The organism is Microbacterium sp. NPDC064584, assembly GCF_040687315.1.
Taxonomy (GTDB): domain Bacteria; phylum Actinomycetota; class Actinomycetes; order Actinomycetales; family Microbacteriaceae; genus Microbacterium; species Microbacterium lacus.
In genome coordinates this window covers 858,605-878,270 of record NZ_JBFBMZ010000001.1, presented here as the reverse complement: position 1 = coordinate 878,270, position 19,666 = coordinate 858,605, and the positions used below count along the sequence as shown (strand labels likewise).

Sequence of the window (19,666 nt, the reverse complement as noted above, 5' to 3'; positions counted from 1 at the left end):
CAAGGAACCGCATATGAGCACCAACCAGCGCGCGCACGACCTCGACCGGCAGTACGTCTTCCACTCCTGGTCGGCGCAGGCGGCGCTAGATCCGCTCGTGATCGCGGGCGGCTCCGGATCCGAGGTCTGGGACTTCGAGGGCAACCGCTACCTGGATTTCTCGAGCCAGCTCGTCAACGTGAACATCGGCCATCAGCATCCGGCGGTGGTGAAGGCGATTCAGGATCAGGCCGCGACGCTCGCCACCGTCGCCCCGGCCGCCGCGAACCTGACGCGCGGCGAGGCCGCCGAGCGCATCCTCGCGCGCGCGGGCGAGCCGTTCTCGAAAGTGTTCTTCACGAACGGCGGCGCCGACGCGAACGAGAACGCGATCCGCATGGCGCGCCTGCACACCGGTCGCGACACGGTGCTCTCGACCTACCGGTCGTATCACGGCAACACGGGGGCGGCGATCGTCGCGACGGGCGACTGGCGCCGGATGCCGAACCAGTACGCCCGCGGACACGTCCACTTCTTCGGCCCCTACCTCTACCGCAGCGAATTCTGGGCGAGCACGCCCGAGGAGGAGTCGGCGCGCGCCCTGCACCACCTCGAGCGCGTGATCCAGTCGGAGGGCCCGGCGACGATCGCGGCGATCCTGCTCGAGACCGTGCCCGGGACGGCGGGCATCATGATCCCGCCGCCGGGGTACCTCGCCGGTGTCCGCGCCCTGGCTGACAAGTACGACATCGTGCTGATCCTCGACGAGGTCATGTGCGGCTTCGGGCGCACGGGGCGCTGGTTCGCGTTCGAGGGCTACGACGTCGTCCCCGACCTCATCACGTTCGCGAAGGGCGTGAACTCCGGGTACGTGCCGGTCGGCGGCGTCGCGATCTCGGCCGAGATCGCCGCGGACTTCGACGAGAACGTGTTCCCCGGCGGCCTGACCTACAGCGGTCACCCGCTGGCGGCGGCATCCATCATCGGCGCCCTCGACGCGATGGAGTCCGAAGGCATCGTCGAGAACGCCCGCCGCGTGGGCGCCGAGGCGCTCGCGCCCGGGCTGGCGGAGCTGCAGGAGAAGCATCCGCTCATCGGCGAGGTCCGCGGCGAGGGGGTCTTCTGGGCGCTCGAGCTCGTCGCCGACCGCGGGACCCGCGAGCCCGTCGCTCCGGCGCTGATCGGGCAGCTGAAGAAAGAGCTCCTCGCCCGAGGGCTCCTGCCGTTCTCGGCCGACAACCGCATCCATGTCGTGCCGCCGTGCGTGGTGACCGACGACGAGGTCGCCCGCGCCCTCGCGATCTACGACGAGGCCCTCCTCGCCGTGCGCTGACTGCTCCTTCGCGAGAGGGCAGATATGTAGGGCGACACGCCGGTGACGGCAGCCATTTCTGCCCTCTCGCGGGGAGCAGTGCCGCGACCTACGCTGGAAGACACGTGCCCACGAGGCTCCGACAGAGAGAAGAGACCATGACCGACTCGGCAACCCTCACCGAAGAGACGCCGTCCGCCACCACCGCCGTCCTCGACCACTGGGTCGACGGCGCCCCCTGGAGCGGCGCCTCCGCCCGCACCGCGCCGGTGTTCAACCCCGCGCTCGGTCGCGTGCAGCGCGAGGTGCGGCTGGCCTCGACCGCCGACGTCGACCACGCCGTCGCCTCGGCGAACGCGGCGTGGGCGCAGTGGCGCGACGCGTCGATCGCGAAGCGCCAGACCGTGATGTTCGCCTTCCGTGAGCTGCTGAACGAGCGCAAGCAGGAACTCGCCGAGATCCTCACCGCCGAGCACGGCAAGGTCATCTCCGACGCGCTCGGCGAGATCGCCCGCGGCATGGAGGTCGTCGAGTTCGCGTGCGGACTCGGTCACCTCACGAAGGGCGCCTACTCCGAGAACGTCTCGACCGGCGTGGACGTCTACACGCTCAAGCAGCCCCTCGGCGTCGTCGGGATCATCAGCCCGTTCAACTTCCCGGCGATGGTGCCGCTGTGGTTCTTCTCGATCGCGCTGGCCGCCGGCAACGCCGTGATCCTCAAGCCCTCCGAGAAGGACCCGAGCGCCGCGAACTGGATGGCCGCTCTGCTGAAGGAGGCGGGCCTGCCCGACGGCGTCCTCAACGTCGTGCACGGCGACAAGGAGTCCGTCGACGCGCTGCTCGAGCACCCCGACGTGCGGGCGATCTCGTTCGTCGGCTCGACGCCGATCGCGAAGTACGTCTACGAGACCGCGACCTCGCACGGCAAGCGCGTGCAGGCGCTCGGTGGGGCCAAGAACCACATGCTCGTGCTTCCGGATGCCGACCTCGATCTCGCCGCCGACGCCGCGGTCAACGCGGGCTTCGGTTCGGCCGGTGAGCGCTGCATGGCGATCTCGGTCGTGCTCGCGGTCGACTCCGTCGCCGACGCGTTCGTGGCGAAGGTCTCCGAGCGGATGGGGACGCTGCGCACCGGCGACGGAACGCGCGGCTGCGACATGGGCCCGCTCATCACGGAGGTGCACCGCGACAAGGTCGCCTCGTACATCGACGTGGCGGCATCCGACGGTGCGTCCGTGGTCGTCGACGGCCGCGACGTCGAGGTCGACGGCGACCCGAACGGCTTCTGGCTCGGCCCGACCCTGATCGACCGGGTTCCGACGTCGTCGACCGTGTACACCGACGAGATCTTCGGCCCCGTGCTCTCCGTCGTGCGGGTGGACGGCTACGAAGAGGGCCTCGGCATCATCAACGCCGGTCGCTACGGGAACGGCACCGCGATCTTCACGAACGACGGCGGCGCCGCGCGGCGCTTCCAGCGCGAAGTGCAGGTCGGCATGGTCGGCATCAACGTGCCGATCCCGGTGCCGGTGGCCTACCACTCGTTCGGCGGCTGGAAGGCGAGCCTGTTCGGCGATGCGAAGGCCTATGGCCCGCACGGGTTCGACTTCTTCACGCAGGAGAAGGCCGTGACGAGCCGCTGGCTCGACCCGTCGCACGGCGGTCTGAACCTGGGCTTCCCGCAGCACACCTGAGCCCGGCGTCCCGGCCCTCCCCTGCCCCTCCGCCGAAATGGTGGGTTCTCCGCCGAAATGGTGGGTTTTCCGCCGAAATGGTGGGTTCTCCGCCGAAATGGTGCACACCATGTCGGCGGAAAAGGGACCATCTCGGCGGGAAAGGGACCATCTCGGCGGGAGAGGGACCACCGGGGCGGCGGGAGTCGGGGCGGCCCGGCGGTCAGAGCGCGATCGGACGGTTCTCGTAGAACGTCTGCAGCACGACCGTGGTGCGCGTGCTGACGGATGCCGAGAGCCGGATCTCGCGGATGAGGGCTTCCAGGTCCCTCGGTCCCGCGACCCGCACGAACAGGATGTACGCCGCGTCGCCGGCGATCGAGTGGCACGCCTCGATCTCGCTCAGGTGCTCGAGGAGCTCGGGCGCGTTGTCGGGCTGCGACGGATCGAGCGGCGTGATCTCGATGAACGCCGAGAGCGGGCGCCCGACCGCCTCCGGGTCGAGCACCGCGCGGTATCCGGCGATCGTTCCCTCGCTCTCCAGCCGACGGAGGCGCGCCTGCACGGCGGAAACCCCGAGCCCGACGCGCTCGGAGAGCTGAGCGAGGGTCGCGCGGGGGTCGCGGGAGACCTCGGCGAGGATCGCGAGGTCGACACGGTCATCCATGACATGGAAGAATACCGGGGATAGTCACCGGGAGCCGGAATATTTCCGGCGTTCTCTTACGATCGGAGGTTTCCATGTCCCTCAGCCAGACCCACCCCGCAGGTGCGCTCCAGGCCGTCGTCGGCGAACCCGAGGTCGTCGAGGACGCGACTTCCGCCGAGCGCACCGCCGCGTGGCGCACCCTCAAGGACGCCGCGATCGCCCTGCAGGCGATCCAGGCCCAGGACGGCTCCGTTCCCGAGAGCAGCGACCACGCCGACGCACGCGGCCACGTCGAGGCGATCATCGACTCGATCCGCGCACTCGCACCGCTCTTCCCGCACGATGCGGACTACCTCGCCGCGAACGTGCACGACTTCCAGCGCTGGGTCGACGGGGGCTTCGGCGTGCCCGACTTCTACGACTCGCTCGTGGCCTTCCAGCCGCAGCTGCACCGGGAGGACGGCATCCGTCATCTCGTCGTCTTCCCGATGTACACGCAGAACGGCTCGCGCAACCGCTTCGTCGAGGCGCTGCTCGTCGAAGTCATCTGGCCGGAGTTCATCGCTCAGCTGGAGACCGAGTACGTCAACCGGCTGTTCGTGAGCCTGCGCCTGATCGACTTCACGCCCGGCTACGACACGAACAGCGCGGTGCTGTTCCCGGAGACGGTCGCGATGCGCGAGATCCCGACCTTCACGTGGGGCGCGATCTTCCAGGACCGCGAAGCCGCGCGCTATCGCCGCGTCGTGCGCGCCGCCGCCGACATCACCAAGCTCGACCTTCCGGCCGATGCCGCCGCCATGCTGGATGACCAGCGGCTCACCGAGAAGACGTTCGTGATGTGGGACATCATCCACGACCGCACGCACATGCGCGGCGACCTGCCGTTCGATCCGTTCATGATCAAGCAGCGGATGCCGTTCTTCCTGTACTCGCTCGAGGAGATGCGCTGCGACCTCACCGCGTTCCGCGAGTGCGTGTCGATCCAGAAGCGCCTGAGCGAGCGACGCGACTCCGGCGCGAGCCTGACGGATGCCGAGCACGAGATGCTCGAGCACGCCGGGCTCGTGCAGTACGCGGTGATCTTCGACCGCATCTTCCGCTTCGCCATCACCGGCACGCGCGTGCGCAACTACGACGCGGTCGGCGGTCAGCTGCTGTTCGCGTGGCTGCACCAGCGCGGCGTGCTGCACTGGACCGACACGTCGCTCGCCTTCGACTGGGATGCCGTGCCCGCGGCCGTGGTCGAACTCGGTGACGCGATCGACGAGCTCTACTGGCGCTCGATCGACCGTCCGAAGATGGCGCACTGGCTCGCCGCGTACGAGCTGGTGCGCGGCACCCTCACCCCGCACCCGGCGTCGGTGTGGGCACAGGGACTCCCGCGCGAGATCCTCGCCGGTCCCGCGAAGGGCTACACGGACGAAGTGCTGGACGACGAGTTCCCGCTGTCGATGTTCTTCGAGGCGCTCGAGAAGAAGATGCGCCCGGTGATCTCCTCGACCGTCGGCATCCGCGCGACCGATGTCTGAGAACCCCGTCGCCGGTCGCGTCGTGCTCATCGCCGGCGCGACCAGCGCGAGCGGCCTGGCGGCGGCTCGCGCCCTCGCCGAGGCCGGGGCGCGGGTCGTCGCGGTCGGCCGAGACGAGGACCGGCTGGCCGAACTCGCTCAGGCCGTGCGCGGCATCCGGGTCCAGGTCGCCGACCTCACCGACGAAGCCGCCGTGCACGCCCTGCACGATCGCGTCGGCGCGGTGGACGGCGTGCTGCACCTCGTCGGCGGCTGGCGAGGCGGCGGAGGCCTGGCCGGGCAGAGCGAGGCGGACTACCGGTTCCTCGAACTGTCGTTCACCGCGCTGCGGGTGGTGTCGCGGGAGTTCGACGCTGATCTGAGAGCCGCCGACCGCGCGCGCCTGGCGATCGTCTCCTCGACCGCAGTGGACAAGCCCCTCGCGGGCGGAGCGAACTACGCGGCGGTGAAGGCCGCGAGCGAGGCGTGGACGCGCGCGGTCGCGCAGGGCTTCGCGAAGGCGGCGAGGGATGCCGGCGCCCCGCTCACCGCAGCGGCGACGGTCTTCCGGGTGAAGAGCCTCGAGGGCCTGGAAGCCGAACTCGCGGCACGCTTCACCGCACTGTGGGCCGAGGATGCGGCATCCGTGAACGGCACGATCATCACCCTGTAGTCAAGTACTCCCGCGGGGTATCCCCGGATCGCTAGCATTCGCGTATGACCGGTCCCCAAGCCGCTGCCCGAGCGGCGCAAGATTCCACCGTTTTCCGCACGATCGCCCGGATCGGCTACGTCGTCCTGGGCATCGTCCACATCGTGATCGGCCTGATCGCCATCGCCGTCGCCACCGGCGGGAGCGGAGAGGCGGATCAGGGCGGCGCGATGGAGCAGATCCGCAACTCGCCCGCCGGAATCGCCCTGCTCTGGGCCATCTTCCTGGGCCTGTCCGCCCTCGCGATCTGGCAGATCGCCGAGGCGTTCCTGGAGCGCAACCCCGACACGAAGAAGAAGTGGGGTTACCGGGTCAAGTACATCGGCACGGCCGTGGCCTACATCGCGATCGCGATCACCGCGCTCGTGTACGCGGTGGGCGGCCAGTCGGACTCGTCCGAGTCGTCGCAGACCATGAGCGCGCAGCTGCTCGCCACACCCGCCGGCGTCGTCCTTCTCGTGCTCGTCGGGCTGATCGTCGGCGGTATCGGCATCGCGTTCATCTATCGCGGCATCACTCAGGCCTTCAGGAAGAACCTGGACCTTCCTTCGACCGCGGCCGAGAGCGAAGCGGCCGCGGCGGCGAAGAAGGGAGCCCGGCAGGGCATCGTGATCTTCGGCGTCGTCGGCTACGTCGCGAAGGGCATCGCGGTCGCCGTGACCGGCGTGCTGTTCGTGATCGCCGCGATCGCACACGACCCCGCCCAGGCCGGCGGATTGGATGCCGCGCTGCACGCCCTGGCCGGTCTTCCGTTCGGGCCGGTGATCCTGTGGGTCGTCGGCGCGGGCCTCGTGCTGTACGGCCTGTTCTGCTTCGCGCGGGCCCGCTACGCCAAGATGTGACGCGGCGCGATGTGGGAGAATGGAGCGGTGACCCCGCTCCATGACACCGCCCTGCGCGGCTTCGCGTCCGACAACTACTCCGGCATCCACCCCGAAGTGATCCAGGCGATCGCCGCGGCGAACGACGGCCACCAGGTGGCCTACGGCGAGGACGCGTACACCGCCCGCCTGCAGGAGGTCTTCGCGGGGCACTTCGGCGACGGCGTCGAGGCCTTCCCGGTCTTCAACGGCACCGGCGCGAACGTCGTCGGACTGCAGTCGATGCTACCGCGGTGGGGCGCCGTCATCGCCGCCTCCACCGCGCACATCAACGTCGACGAGGGCGGCGCCCCCGAACGGGTCGCCGGCATCAAGCTCCTGACGGTGCCGACCGACGACGGCAAGCTCACCCCCGAGCTCATCGACCGCGAGGCCTGGGGCTGGGGCGACGAGCACCGCGCGCAGCCGCTCGTGGTCTCGATCACCCAGTCCACCGAGCTCGGCACGCTGTACTCGATCGATGAGATCCGCGCGATCGCCGACCACACGCACGCGCTCGGGATGAAGCTGCACCTGGACGGCGCGCGCATCTCGAACGCGGCGGCGTCCCTCGGTGCGCCCTTCCGCGCGTTCACGCGCGACGTCGGGGTGGACGTGCTGAGCTTCGGCGGCACGAAGAACGGTGCGATGCTCGGCGAGGCGATCGTTGTTCTCGACCCGGACGCGTCGGCGGGGCTCACGTTCCTGCGCAAGCTCAACATGCAGCTCTCGTCCAAAATGCGGTTCGTCTCGGCGCAGCTGATCGCGCTGCTGGAGGGCGACCTGTGGCTGCGCAACGCGTCGCACTCGAACGCGATGGCCGCACGTCTACGTGCGGGGGTGGAGGCCGGCCTCGCCGACGGGTCGATCCGCGGCGTGGAGTTCACGCAGCCGACCGAGGCGAACGGCGTGTTCGCGACTCTGCCCGACGGTGTGGCCGACCGGTTGCGGGAGTCCTTCCGCTTCTATGACTGGGACGCGTCCAAGAACGAGGTGCGGTGGATGTGCTCGTTCGACACGACCGAGCAGGACATCGACGCCTTCATCGCCGCGATCGCGCGCGAGACCGCCGCCTGACCTGCCGCCAGGGTCAGGACAGCACGTCGCGCGTGAGGAAACGCGCGAGCGCGGCGGCACCGAACACCAGGATGTAGCCGCCCTGCAGAACGGCGTTCGCGCCGAACGAGTCCCACACGATCGGGGCGCGCAGCAGATCGCCGAAGTCCAGCCATCGATCGGTGAAGAGCCACGGATGCAGCGCGTCCAGCTGCGGGATCGCGCCGACGATCTGCGCCGTGACCGCGAGGATCGCCGTGGCCGCCATCGCCCCGATCGGGACGTTCGTCAGCGTCGAGAAGAACAGCCCGATCGCGGCGAGCCCGAGAAGCGAGACCGCGACGTACGCGGCGACGGCGAGGAGGCGGAGGATCCCCTCACCCACGCTCACCTGCGCGCCGGAGAGCAGAGTGACCGGCCCGATCGGAAAGAGCACCATCCCGACGATCGTCCCGACCGTCACCACGGCGACGGTTCCGGCGAGGCAGAAGACAGCCGCCGACAGGTACTTCACGATCAGGAGCCGCGCGCGTCCCGCCGGGGCGATCAGGAGGTAGCGGAGCGTGCCGTGGCTCGCCTCCCCCGCGATCGCATCGCCGGCGGCGACGCTCACCGTGAGCGGCAGGAACAGCGGGATCGCGACCGTGAGCGCGGCGAGCGCGACGAACAGTCCGTTGTCGGTGATCTGGTCCAGGAACGCCGGGCCCCGGCCGGGGCTCGACCCGCCCACCAGCCGCACCGCGATGCCGATCAGCACCGGGATGAGCGCAAGGGCAGCGAGCATCGCCCACGTGCGCCAGCGGCGGAACTGCGCGGCCAGTTCGTTCGCGAACAGGCGCACAGTGCCTCCCCGCGCCACGACCTCCTCACGCGACGACATCGAAGCCCTCCCCGGTGAGCTCGACGAAGCGCTGCTCCAGGCTCTCGCCCACGACCTCGAAGCCGCGTACCGGCACTCCGGCCGCGACGAGTGCGGCGACGATCGCCTCCGGCGCGGGACCGTCCGGCGGCAGGGTGCCGGTCACGGCGTCCCGATCTGAGGCGGCATCCCGCGCCACCGCGGCGACGCCGAGCCGGGCGAGGACCGCGGCGGCGGCATCCGTCTGCGGCGTCTTCACGCGCACCCGCGGGTGCGCACCCGTCCGGCGGAAGTCCTCGAGCGTCCCCTGCGCGACCAGGCGCCCGCCGCTCATGACCCCGACGTGGCTGCACAGCTGCTCGACCTCGGCGAGGAGGTGACTGGAGACGAACACGGTCGTGCCGTCGGCGGCGAACGAGCGGATCAGGGCGCGCACCTCACGCGTCCCCTGCGGGTCGAGCCCGTTCGTCGGCTCGTCCAGCACGAGCAGCTCGCGCGGCATCAGGAGGGCGTTCGCCAGGCCCAGCCGCTGCTTCATGCCGAGCGAGTACGCATGAGCCTTCTTGCGCGCCGCATGACCGAGGCCCACACGGTCCAGTGCGGCGGCGACGCGCGTGGCCCGCGTCCGAGGATCGGAGTGGCGGTCGGCGGCGTCGAAGCGGCGGAGGTTCTGCTCTCCGGTCAGGAAAGGCGAGAACGCGGGGCCCTCGACCAGCGCGCCGACGCGTGGGAGGACCGTGTCGCCGGAGGCCGGCATCCGTTCGCCGAGGACGTGCGATTCGCCGCCGCTCGGCCGGATCAGTCCGAGCAGCATCCGGATCGTCGTCGTCTTGCCCGAGCCGTTCGGCCCGAGGAAGCCGAAGACCGACCCGCGCGGCACGGCGAGGTCGAGGCCGTCGACGGCCGTCTGCGCCCCGAAGCGCTTCGTGAGCCCGGCGGTGCGGATCGCGAGGTCGCTCACGGACGCGTCAGCGACCCGCGGCGACCAGGACGTCGACGGGGACCGCGCCGGCGAGCACCCTGCCGTCGTCGGTCAGCAGCACCGACACGAGCGCGGTCTGCAGCACCCGGCCGCCGTCGACGGGCGTCGTGAGGGAGTCGAGGAGCGCGAGCTGCTCGGCGTCCAGAGTCTTCCCTGCGTCCATCGGCAGCTCGACCACACTCGACCAGCCCTCGCCGATGACGGTGGGCCGGGGTGCGTCGGAGTCCGGGGCGGTCGGGGCACGGTCGGGGAGCGCGAGCTGCTCGACCTGCACGCCGTCGCCGGGAGTGAAAGCGAACACCGACGGGTCGGGCGCCGTGAAATCCACCTGCGTGAACGAGACCTGCCACGCCGGCTGGGACGCGCCGCGCGCGGTGACGGACGCGGAGAGCGCCACGCCGTTCTCGCCGTCGATCGCGAAGCGCAGCTCACCGACGAGCGTGTCGTCCGTGCGCGGCGTGAGGATCAGCTCGTACACGTCCCGGCCCGCGACCCGGCCATCGGTCCCGACGGTCACCTCCGTGCTCTCGTCGAGCTTCGCGAGCGCCTGGTCGAGCATGTCTTCGGGTGTCGGCGCGACGTCCGGCGCCTCGCCGTCCGGCAGGGGCAGCGCGGTCGCGGTCTGCGACTCGCTGTCCACGAACCAGGCGGTCCCGGCGGCGCCGTCGACGTAGACGTTGCGCTCACCCAGCCGATCCAGCACCTGCAGACGCGCGTCGGCGCCGTCGAGGTACACCTTCGCGGTGTGCGATCCGGTGACGAGCGACAGCAGATCGTCGAGCTTCGCCGCGGTCGCCTCGTCGCCGGATGCCGCTCCCCCAGCCAGCGCGCCGAGGTCGGGCAGACCGAGATCGGAGGTCTGCTCGATCGTGCCGCTGAGCGCGTCGACCTCGCTGTCCGCGGCGAACGCGATGAGCGCGGCGGGGGTCTTGTCGGGAAGGTCGACCGCGCCGCTCGCGGCCACGGGCACGAGGATCGCCGCTCCGACCAGCACCGGCACGCCGAGTGCGGCGCTCCACGTGAGGGCGCGGCGACGTGTCACTCGGGCTTCGGAGCTCATGGCTTCAGGCTACGCCGGTGGCGGCATCCCGGACCCGGTCAGGGGGAAACACTCAGGCCCGCCGCCTGCCGCTCGCGACAGGGCAGGAATGTAGGGCGACACGCCGTACGCGGCAGCCAGAACTGCCCTCTCGCGAGCAGCAGGTCAGCGCAGAGCGCCGACGCTCGCCAGCGCGAGGCGGATCAGGCTCCCCCGTCCACCCTCCATCTCGGCCGACAGCGCATCGCTCGCGGCTTCGGCGGGCGGCATCCACGTCACCTCGAGCGCGTCCTGCCGCGGCTGGCACGTGCCCGTCACCGGCACGACGAACGCGAGAGAGACCGCGTGCTGGCGGTCGTCGTGGAACGCCGAGACGCCCGGCATCGGGAAGTACTCCGCGACCGTGAACGGCACCGGCTGCGGGGGCAGGAGCGGGAAGGCCATGGGGCCGAGGTCGTTCTCGAGGTGACGGAAGAGCGCGTCGCGCACCGTCTCGCCGTACCGCACGCGGCCGCTCACGATCGTGCGGGTCATCTCGCCGAGCGGCGTCGCGCGCAGGAGGATGCCGACCTCGGTGACATTGCCCACGCCGTCGGTGCGCACCGGCACCGCCTCCACGTACAGGATCGGCAGTCGCCGCCGCGCCTCAGCCAGCTCGATCTCGGAGAGCCAGCCCGGATTGGCGGCGCTGCTCGGGGTCGGCGAGCCGAACGTCCCGTCGCCGAGGGGCCGCCCGTCACGCCCGCTGCGCCCGGCCTGGCCGCCGGGGCCGAAGCCCTCGCCGCCGAGCGGATCGCGCGGCACGCCCTCGTCGTCGCGATCGTTCGGGTCGGGGTCGGGGGTTCTGACCGGCATGCCTCCTGTATACCTCAGGCGGTGTGCACAACTCCCGCAATCCGGGTGCCTGGCGTGAGCGGAACGGCGGAATTCCGCGGATGCCGCGCCGCACGTCGCCCGGAATGCAGGAGTTGTGAAGCGGACTCGGGTCGGACCGTGCTGAGAAGATGGACAGATGGCCGATCTCGACCCCGACGCCGTCCTCTGGTCCGCCGACGCCGCCGACCGCGCGGGCCGCCCGCTCCTGGTGCTCCTGCACGGCTACGGCGCCGACGAGCGCGACCTGTTCGGCCTCGTCCCCTATCTGCCGCCCGCTTTCGCGGTCGCGGCCGTCCGCGCTCCGCTGACCCCGCCGTTCCCGGCGCCCGGCCATTCCTGGTACCCGATCGAAGGACTGCAGAACCGGGACCCCCGGCACGTGACGGATGCCGCGTCCGCACTCATCGCCTGGCTCGACGGGACCGCTCCCGGCGTCGACGTCGGCCTCCTCGGCTTCTCGCAGGGTGCCGCGGTGGCGCTCCAGGCGATGCGCCTGCAGCCCGAGCGCTTCGCCTTCGCCGTCACCCTCAGCGGCTACGTGACGCCGGGCGAGCTGCCCGGCGACACCGCCCTGGCCGAGCGGCGACCGCCGGTGTTCTGGGGGCGCGGAACGCGGGACGACGTGATCCCCGCGTTCCTCGTCGAACACACCGTCGCGTGGCTTCCCGAGCACGCCGAGCTGAGCGGTCGGGTCTACCCGGGTCTCACCCACAGCGTGTCCGAGGGTGAACTGGATGACGTGCGGGTGTTCCTCGAGAAGCAGCTCGAAGCGAAGACCGCCGAGGACTGAGCGGGCGGGATCCGCTATTCTGGTCACTCCTGTCCCCCACGTGAGGAACCTCCGGTGAGAACTCTCGACGCTTCCGCGCCCGCATCCGCGCGCTGAACCGCCGACGCTCCCGTTCCGCAGAGCTCTGCCGCTCGTCTCTTCGAGCAGGCACCCGGTGTCAGCGCATGACATCTGGAGGCCTTCATGCCTGCTCACTCTTCTCTGCACTCCACGGTCGTCCTGGACCGTGTCTCGTTCTCCTGGCCGGACGGCTCCGTCGCGCTCCGCGAGGTCTCGGGGGCGTTCGGCGCCGGGCGGACCGGCCTGGTCGGACGCAACGGCTCCGGCAAGTCCACTCTTCTGCGCCTGATCACCGGTGACCTCACTCCGACCGGCGGGGCGGTGACGGCGTCCGCGCCGCCCGCGTATCTGCCCCAGCGACTCACGCTGGACGTGCAGACGCCGGTCGCCGACCTGCTCGGCGTGGGCGTCCCGCTGCGCGCGGTGCGTGCCATCGAGGCGGGCGACGTGGATCCCGCACGCTTCGACGAGGTCGGCGACCAGTGGGACGTCGAGGCTCGCGCGCACGTCGCGCTGGCCGAGGCCGGACTCGAGCCGGGCATGCTCGACCGACGGGTGGGCGAGCTGTCCGGCGGTGAGGCCGTGCTGACCGCGATCGCCGGCATCCGGCTGCGGGGGGCGGGCGTCACGCTGCTGGACGAGCCGACGAACAACCTCGACGGCCCGGCGCGGACGCGGCTCGCCGACATGGTGCGCGGGTGGCGCGGCGCGCTGATCGTCGTCAGCCACGACGTCGCGCTGCTCGAGCTCATGGACGACACCGTCGAGCTGTACCGGAGCGCGCTGACCGTCGTCGGCGGTCCGTTCTCCCACTGGCAGGCGCTGCGGGATGCCGAGCAGGGCGCCGCGCTGCGTGCCGAGCGCGCGGCGGCGCAGGTCGTCAAGCGCGAGAAGCGCGACCGGATCGAGGCGGAGATCAAGATCTCGCGCCGAGCGGCCATGGGGCGCAAGGCGCAGCTGGAGAAGCGGGTTCCGCCGATCCTCGCCGGGGGTCTGAAGCGCGCGGCCGAAGTGTCGGCGGGCAAGATGCGCACGGACATGCGCGACCGCGAGACGGCGGCGCGGGCGCGGCTGGATGCCGCCGAACGGCGCGTCCGCGACGATGAGGCGATCCGGATCGATCTGCCGGATCCGGACGTCGCGGCGGGGCGGCGCATCGCGACGCTCGGCGACGGGGAACGCTCGTGGGTGATCCAGGGGCCCGAGCGCGTCGCGCTGGTCGGGCCGAACGGGGTGGGCAAGACCACGCTGCTCGAGCACCTCGTGGCTCGGCAAACGCCGGCGGCGGACATCGCCGCGATCGCGCACACCGACCGCATCGGCTACCTGCCGCAGCGGGTGGACGGACTCGCCGAGCACGCGTCGGTGTTCGAGAACATCCGCGATGCCGCGACGGCGATGCCCGATCGCGAACTGCGGAATAGGCTCGCGCGGTTCCTGCTCCGCGGGGACGCGATGGACCGGGCGGTGTCGACCTTGTCCGGCGGCGAGCGGTTCCGGGTGGCGCTCGCGCGCGTGCTGCTGGCGGATCCCCCGCCGCAGCTGCTCGTGCTCGACGAGCCCACCAACAACCTCGACTTGGATACCGCCGACCAGCTCGTCGACGCCCTCGGCGCCTACCGGGGTGCGGTGCTCGTGGTCAGCCACGACGAGCACTTCCTGAGCAGACTCGGCATCGACGTCACCCTGGAGATGTTGCCGGACGGTCTGCGGGAGCGCGCCTGACGTCGGCGCTCGAAATCAAGCCCGCCCCCGATGTCGCACCCAGCGAGGAAGATGGACGCGTGAGTGATGTGCTCGAGCGGTTCGGTCCTGCCACGCAGGACTGGTTCCGCGGCGCCTTCGCCGCCCCGACCTCCGCACAGCTCGGGGCGTGGGATGCGATCTCGCACGGGAAGCACGCGCTCGTGGTGGCCCCCACCGGCTCAGGAAAGACCCTATCCGCGTTCCTGTGGGCGATCGACCGCGTGTTCCGTGAGAAGGATGCCGAGGCCCCGGCACCCGAACCGCCCCCGCGCCGGGGCTCCCGCCCGCCCGCGCCGTCCCCGACCCGCATCCTCTACATCTCGCCGCTGAAGGCCCTCGGCGTGGACGTCGAGCGCAACCTCCGCTCGCCGCTCGTCGGCATCGGCCAGTCGGCCCGGCGGCTGGGGATCCGCGTGCCGAACGTGAGCGTCGGCGTGCGCTCGGGCGACACGACCTCCTCCGACCGCCGCAAGCTCGTCACCGCACCGCCCGACATCCTGATCACGACGCCCGAGTCGCTCTACCTCATGCTCACGAGCCAGGCGGGCGACACCCTGACCGGCGTTCACACCGTCATCATCGACGAGGTGCACGCGGTCGCGGCGACCAAGCGCGGGGCCCACCTGGCGGTGAGCCTCGAGCGCCTCGACGCGTTGCGCCGGTCGGCGGATGCCGAGGCCGCTCCCGCCCAGCGCATCGGCCTGTCCGCCACGGTCCGTCCGATCGACGAGGTGGCGCGCTTTCTCGGCGGCTCGGCGCCCGTCGAGATCGTCGCCCCGCGCGCGACCAAGACGTTCGACCTGTCGGTCGTGGTGCCGGTCGACGACATGCTCAATCCGCCTCCGCCGCCGGCATCCGGTCCCGCGTCCCCCGCACCGACGGCAGCGGCCGACGCGCCGATCGACGAGGACTGGTTCGGCGACGGCGGCGGCAAGCGTCCCGAATCGACCGAGGTGACGGGGTCGCTGTGGCCGCACGTCGAGGAGGCGATCGTCGACCGCATCCTCGAGCATCGCTCGACGATCGTGTTCTCCAACTCCCGTCGGCTCGCCGAGCGTCTGACCGGACGCCTGAACGAGATCTACGCCGAGCGCCTGGGACTCGACGTGCCGGATGCCGCCATCCCGGCCCAGACCATGGCTCAGGCCGGCATCTCGGCCGGCGCCGAGCCGGTGCTCGCGAAGGCCCACCATGGCTCGGTCTCGAAAGAGCAGCGCGCCCAGGTCGAGGAGGAGCTGAAGTCCGGAACCCTGCGCTGCGTCGTCGCGACGAGCAGTCTCGAGCTCGGGATCGACATGGGTGCGGTCGACCTCGTGATCCAGGTCGAGGCGCCGCCGAGTGCCGCCTCCGGTCTTCAGCGCATCGGCCGCGCCGGCCACCAGGTCGGCGAGGTGAGCCGGGCGGCCCTGTTCCCCAAACACCGCGGCGACGTGCTGCACACCGCGATCGTCACCGAGCGCATGCTGGCCGGGCAGATCGAGGCGATCGCGGTGCCGCAGAACCCGCTCGACATCCTCGCGCAGCAGACCGTGGCCGCCTGCGCGCTCGGGCCGATCGACGTCGAGGGCTGGTACGACACCGTGCGCGCGAGCGCCCCGTTCCGCACCCTGCCGCGCTCGGCGTACGAGGCGACCCTCGACCTCCTGGCCGGCCGCTTCCCCTCCGACGAGTTCGCCGAGCTGCGGCCGCGCGTCGTGTGGGACCGCGACCTCGGCACGCTCACGGGCCGCCCGGGCGCGCAGCGCATCGCGGTCACGAGCGGCGGGACGATCCCCGACCGGGGGCTGTTCGGTGTGTTCATCGCCGGCGAATCGCAGAACGCGCGCGTGGGCGAGCTCGACGAGGAGATGGTCTACGAGTCGCGCATCAACGACGTGTTCACCCTCGGCACGACGAGTTGGCGGATCGTCGAGATCACGCACGACCGCGTGAACGTCCTCCCGGCGTACGGCCAGCCGGGCAAGCTCCCGTTCTGGCACGGCGACGGCCTCGGCCGGCCCGCCGAGCTCGGCGAGGCGCTCGGCAGGTTCTCCCGCGAGGTGTCGGCGGCGAGTCCCGAGAAGGCACGGGACAGACTCCGGGATGCCGGGCTCGACGACAACGCCTCGGTCAACCTCCTGTCCTACCTCGCCGAACAGCGCGAGGCCACCGGCACCCTCCCCACCGACCGCACGCTGACGGTCGAGCGCGGCCGCGACGAGGTCGGCGACTGGCGGGTGATCCTGCATTCCCCGTACGGCATGAAGGTCCACGGCCCGTGGGCGCTGGCCGTGAACGCCCGCATCCGCGAGCGCCTGGGCGTCGAGGGCTCGGCCGTCGCGAGCGACGACGGCATCATCGCCCGGGTGCCCGACGCCACCGCAGAACCGCCGGGCGCCGAGCTGTTCGTCTTCGAGCCCGACGAGCTCGAGCAGATCGTGATCGACGAGGTGGGCGGTTCCGCACTGTTCGCCTCCCGGTTCCGCGAGTGCGCCGCCCGGGCGCTGCTCATGCCGCGGATGAACCCGAACCGCCGCTCCCCGCTCTGGCAGCAGCGACAGCGGTCCGCGCAGCTGCTGGAGGTGGCCCGCCGGTACCCGACGTTCCCGATCATCCTCGAGACCCTCCGCGAGGTCCTGCAAGACGTCTACGACGTGCCCGCGCTGCTGCGGATCGCCCGCAGCATCGGCGATCGCAGCATCCGCCTGATCGAAACGACCACGACTTCCCCCTCGCCGTTCGCCCGCGACCTCTTGTTCGGGTACGTCGGTGCCTTCATGTACGAAGGCGACTCGCCACTGGCCGAACGTCGGGCCGCGGCGCTCTCGGTCGACCCGGCGCTGCTTTCCGAGCTGCTCGGCAAGGTCGAGATGCGCGAGCTGCTCGATCCGGAGATCATGGCGCAGTTCGAGCGGGAGGCGCAGCGCCTGGACCCCGACCGACGTGCGCATGGCGTCGAGGGCGTCGCCGACCTGCTGCGCGTCCTCGGACCGCTGGATGCGGCCGAGGTCGCCGAGCGTCTGACCGACCCCGAGAATGCCCGCGCGCACCTGGACGCCCTGATCGACACGCGACGGGCGATCCCGGTGACGGTCGCCGGGGTCTCGCGGGTGGCCGCGATCGAGGACGCCGGACGCCTGCGCGATGCGCTCGGAGCAGCCCTGCCGGTCGGCATCCCGAATGCGTTCCTCGAGCCGCTCGCCGACCCGCTGGGCGATCTCGTCGCCCGTTTCGCCCGCACACACGGTCCGTTCACGAGCACCGCGGTCGCCGAGCGGCTCGGCGTGGGGATCGCGGTCGCCCGCCTCACGCTGCAGCGGCTGGAAGGACAGGGGCGCCTGTCGAGCGGATTCTTCCTCCCCGCGGGCTCGGGCTCGTCGGAGGAGACCGAGTGGTGCGACGTCGAAGTGCTGCGGCGCCTGCGGATGCGCTCGCTCGCGGCGATCCGCGGCAGCGTCGAGCCGGTGGCTCCCGAGGCGTTCGCGCGGTTCCTGCCCGTCTGGCAGCACGTCGCGCGTCCGCTCGAGGGCATCGACGGGGTCGCGGCGGTCATCGAGCAGCTCGCGGGCGTGCCGATCCCGGCGAGCGCCTGGGAATCGCTCGTCCTCCCCTCCCGCGTGATCGATTACAGCCCGGCGATGCTCGACGAGCTCACCGCCACGGGCGAAGTCGTCTGGTCGGGGCACGGGTCGCTTCCGGGCCGGGACGGCTGGATCGCCCTGCACCCGGCGGATGCCGCGCCCCTCACCCTGCAGAGGATCGAGGAGGACATCGCGAGCGGCTCGATCGAGGAGCAGATCCTCACGGCGCTCTCCGGCGGCGGCGCGTTCTTCGCCGCGCAGCTCCGGCAGCAGGTCGGGGCGCTGAACGAGCAGTCCGTGATCGACGCGCTCTGGAATCTGACGTGGGCAGGCCGGGTGACGAACGACACGTTCACCCCGGTGCGGATGCTGCTCGGGGGCGGCTCGCAGGCGCACCGCACCGCGCGCAAGGCGCCGCGCGCCCGGATGTACCGCGGTGCGTCGGTCGGCAGATCCAGCACTCCGCCGCGCCCGCCGGCGATCGGCGGGCGGTGGTCGCTGCTGCCCGAGGCCGAGGAGGACGCGACGCTGCGGGCGACCGCGGCGGCGAGTCTGCTGCTGGACCGGTATGGCGTGGTCACGCGGGGCTCCGTGCAGTCCGAAGGCCTGCCCGGCGGATTCGCGCAGGCCTACCGCGTGCTCGCGGGCTTCGAGCAGGCGGGGCACTGCCGCCGCGGCTATGTGATCGAGAAGCTCGGCGCCGCCCAGTTCGCCGCCTCCGCGACGGTCGACCGGCTGCGCGAGTTCGCCGGTCTCGCCGACCCGCCGCCGCTGCGCGCGTACACGCTCGCCGCGACGGATCCGGCGAATCCCTACGGAGCCGCCCTGGCCTGGCCGACGATCGAGGGCGTCACCCACCGTCCCGGACGCAAGGCGGGCGGGCTCGTGGTGATCGTCGACGGGTCGCTTGCGCTGTACCTCGAGCGCGGCGGCAAGTCGGCGCTCGCCTTCACCGACGACGAGGCCGTCCTGACCGCCGCCGCCGGCGACCTGGCGGCGACCGCACGGGCGCGCAGACTCGCCACCCTCACGATCGAGCAGGTCAACGGCGAGTTCGTGTACGGCACCGGAATCGCGCGGGCGCTGCGGGATGCCGGTTTCGTCGAGTCCCCGCGAGGACTCACGCTCCGCCGCCTGACCGCGGGCGACACGCTCCGCGAGGCCGCGCGTGCCTGAGGGCGACACCGTCTACCGCGCGGCGCACCGCCTGCATGAAGCTCTGGCGGGCACTGTCCTCACACGCTTCGATCTGCGCGTGCCGCAGGCCGCGACGATCGACCTGCGCGGCATGACCGTGCACGAGGTCGTCCCTCGGGGCAAGCACCTCCTCCACCACATCGGTGAGTGGACCCTGCACAGCCATCTGAAGATGGAGGGCCGGTGGGACGTCTATCCGCGCGGCGGGCGCTGGCGTCGGCCGGGCTACACGGCGCGCGCCGTGCTCGCGAACGCGGAGTGGGACACCGTCGGGTTCGATCTGGCCGATATCAAAGTCGTCCCCACCCGCGACGAAGAGCAGATCGTGGGTCATCTCGGTCCCGATCCGCTCAGCGACGCGTGGGACCCCGCGGAGGCCGCCCGGCGGCTCGGCGCCGACGAGCGCGCGGTGCACGTCGCGCTCCTGGACCAGCGCAACGTCGCGGGTTTCGGCAACGAGTACGCGAACGAGATCCTCTTCGTCCGCGGGGTGCTGCCCACCCGCCCGGCGACGGAGACCGACGTCGCCGGCATCCTGGATCTCGGCGCGCGCATGATCCGCGCGAACCGCGATCGGCAGGGGCGCACGTTCACCGGCGACGACCGACCGGGGCGCTCCACCTGGGTCTATCGACGCGAAGGCCGGCCCTGCCGACGCTGCGGAACGGTCATCAGGGAGGGGTCGCTCGGAGCGGATCCGACCCGGGAGCGCAACACCTTCTGGTGTCCGACGTGCCAGACGTGACGGCATCCGCGAGAAGAGGTCCCGCAGGGGAATCCGTTCTGGGCTCCGCGGCGAATATTT

At 71.4% G+C, this 19,666-nt stretch carries 15 protein-coding genes; 10 read left to right on the top strand and 5 right to left on the bottom strand.

The window, feature by feature from the left end; translation table 11 throughout:
• The first annotated feature begins 13 nt into the window (after window positions 1–13).
• Window positions 14–1,312, top strand: a complete 1,299-nt coding sequence (locus AB0P18_RS04190) for an aspartate aminotransferase family protein (RefSeq protein WP_363359061.1) — start codon at window positions 14–16, stop codon at window positions 1,310–1,312.
• 137 nt (window positions 1,313–1,449) lie between these two features.
• Window positions 1,450–2,985, top strand: a complete 1,536-nt coding sequence (locus AB0P18_RS04185) for a CoA-acylating methylmalonate-semialdehyde dehydrogenase (protein ID WP_363359060.1) — start codon at window positions 1,450–1,452, stop codon at window positions 2,983–2,985.
• A 202-nt stretch (window positions 2,986–3,187) separates the two neighbouring features.
• Here AB0P18_RS04185 and AB0P18_RS04180 read toward each other — a convergent pair whose 3' ends face one another.
• The gene (locus AB0P18_RS04180) at window positions 3,188–3,631 is read right to left on the bottom strand and encodes an Lrp/AsnC family transcriptional regulator (RefSeq protein WP_363359059.1); all 444 of its coding nucleotides are present in this window, start codon (window positions 3,629–3,631) and stop codon (window positions 3,188–3,190) included.
• A 74-nt stretch (window positions 3,632–3,705) separates the two neighbouring features.
• Here AB0P18_RS04180 and AB0P18_RS04175 point away from each other — a divergent pair, with 74 nt between their 5' ends.
• The 4 genes from AB0P18_RS04175 to AB0P18_RS04160 are packed head-to-tail and all read left to right on the top strand — an operon-like array spanning window position 3,706 to window position 7,773.
• A complete protein-coding gene (locus AB0P18_RS04175) occupies window positions 3,706–5,145 on the top strand; it encodes a DUF6421 family protein (protein WP_344051672.1) in 1,440 nt (479 codons plus the stop codon).
• Complete coding sequence (locus tag AB0P18_RS04170; protein WP_363359058.1) at window positions 5,138–5,797, top strand: SDR family NAD(P)-dependent oxidoreductase; 660 nt, start codon at window positions 5,138–5,140, stop codon at window positions 5,795–5,797. Before AB0P18_RS04175 ends, AB0P18_RS04170 begins: the two co-directional genes overlap by 8 nt.
• A gap of 44 nt (window positions 5,798–5,841) precedes the next feature.
• On the top strand, window positions 5,842–6,678 hold the full coding sequence (locus AB0P18_RS04165) for a DUF1206 domain-containing protein (RefSeq protein WP_363359057.1): 837 nt from the start codon (window positions 5,842–5,844) through the stop codon (window positions 6,676–6,678).
• Window positions 6,679–6,705: 27 nt separating this feature from the next.
• Complete coding sequence (locus AB0P18_RS04160) at window positions 6,706–7,773, top strand: low specificity L-threonine aldolase (protein WP_363359056.1); 1,068 nt, start codon at window positions 6,706–6,708, stop codon at window positions 7,771–7,773.
• Window positions 7,774–7,786: 13 nt separating this feature from the next.
• On the opposite strand, the gene AB0P18_RS04155 is transcribed toward AB0P18_RS04160, so the two are convergent.
• The 4 genes from AB0P18_RS04155 to AB0P18_RS04140 form a co-directional block, all read right to left on the bottom strand.
• Window positions 7,787–8,632, bottom strand: a complete 846-nt coding sequence (locus tag AB0P18_RS04155) for an ABC transporter permease (RefSeq protein WP_363359055.1) — start codon at window positions 8,630–8,632, stop codon at window positions 7,787–7,789.
• The gene (locus tag AB0P18_RS04150) at window positions 8,619–9,572 is read right to left on the bottom strand and encodes an ABC transporter ATP-binding protein (protein WP_363359054.1); all 954 of its coding nucleotides are present in this window, start codon (window positions 9,570–9,572) and stop codon (window positions 8,619–8,621) included. The genes AB0P18_RS04155 and AB0P18_RS04150 overlap by 14 nt, the downstream gene beginning before the upstream one ends.
• Before the next feature lie 7 nt (window positions 9,573–9,579).
• Complete coding sequence (locus tag AB0P18_RS04145; RefSeq protein WP_363359053.1) at window positions 9,580–10,653, bottom strand: DUF2092 domain-containing protein; 1,074 nt, start codon at window positions 10,651–10,653, stop codon at window positions 9,580–9,582.
• Window positions 10,654–10,797: 144 nt separating this feature from the next.
• Window positions 10,798–11,487, bottom strand: coding sequence for an NUDIX hydrolase family protein (locus AB0P18_RS04140; RefSeq protein WP_344051659.1), 690 nt, complete (start codon window positions 11,485–11,487; stop codon window positions 10,798–10,800).
• Window positions 11,488–11,644: 157 nt separating this feature from the next.
• On the opposite strand from AB0P18_RS04140, the gene AB0P18_RS04135 reads away from it, so the two are divergent.
• The 4 genes from AB0P18_RS04135 (at window position 11,645) to AB0P18_RS04120 (ending at window position 19,606) form a co-directional block, all read left to right on the top strand.
• Window positions 11,645–12,298: an alpha/beta hydrolase-fold protein gene (locus AB0P18_RS04135; RefSeq protein WP_363359052.1), complete on the top strand. Its 654-nt coding sequence runs from the start codon at window positions 11,645–11,647 to the stop codon at window positions 12,296–12,298.
• A gap of 183 nt (window positions 12,299–12,481) precedes the next feature.
• Window positions 12,482–14,083 carry an ABC-F family ATP-binding cassette domain-containing protein gene (locus tag AB0P18_RS04130; RefSeq protein WP_363359051.1) on the top strand — a complete coding sequence of 534 codons (1,602 nt, stop codon included), beginning with the start codon at window positions 12,482–12,484 and terminating at the stop codon, window positions 14,081–14,083.
• Between the two features lie 59 nt (window positions 14,084–14,142).
• Window positions 14,143–18,840: an ATP-dependent helicase gene (locus AB0P18_RS04125; protein WP_363359050.1), complete on the top strand. Its 4,698-nt coding sequence runs from the start codon at window positions 14,143–14,145 to the stop codon at window positions 18,838–18,840.
• Window positions 18,833–19,606, top strand: a complete 774-nt coding sequence (locus tag AB0P18_RS04120) for a DNA-formamidopyrimidine glycosylase family protein (RefSeq protein WP_363359049.1) — start codon at window positions 18,833–18,835, stop codon at window positions 19,604–19,606. Before AB0P18_RS04125 ends, AB0P18_RS04120 begins: the two co-directional genes overlap by 8 nt.
• The last annotated feature ends 60 nt before the right edge of the window (window positions 19,607–19,666 follow it).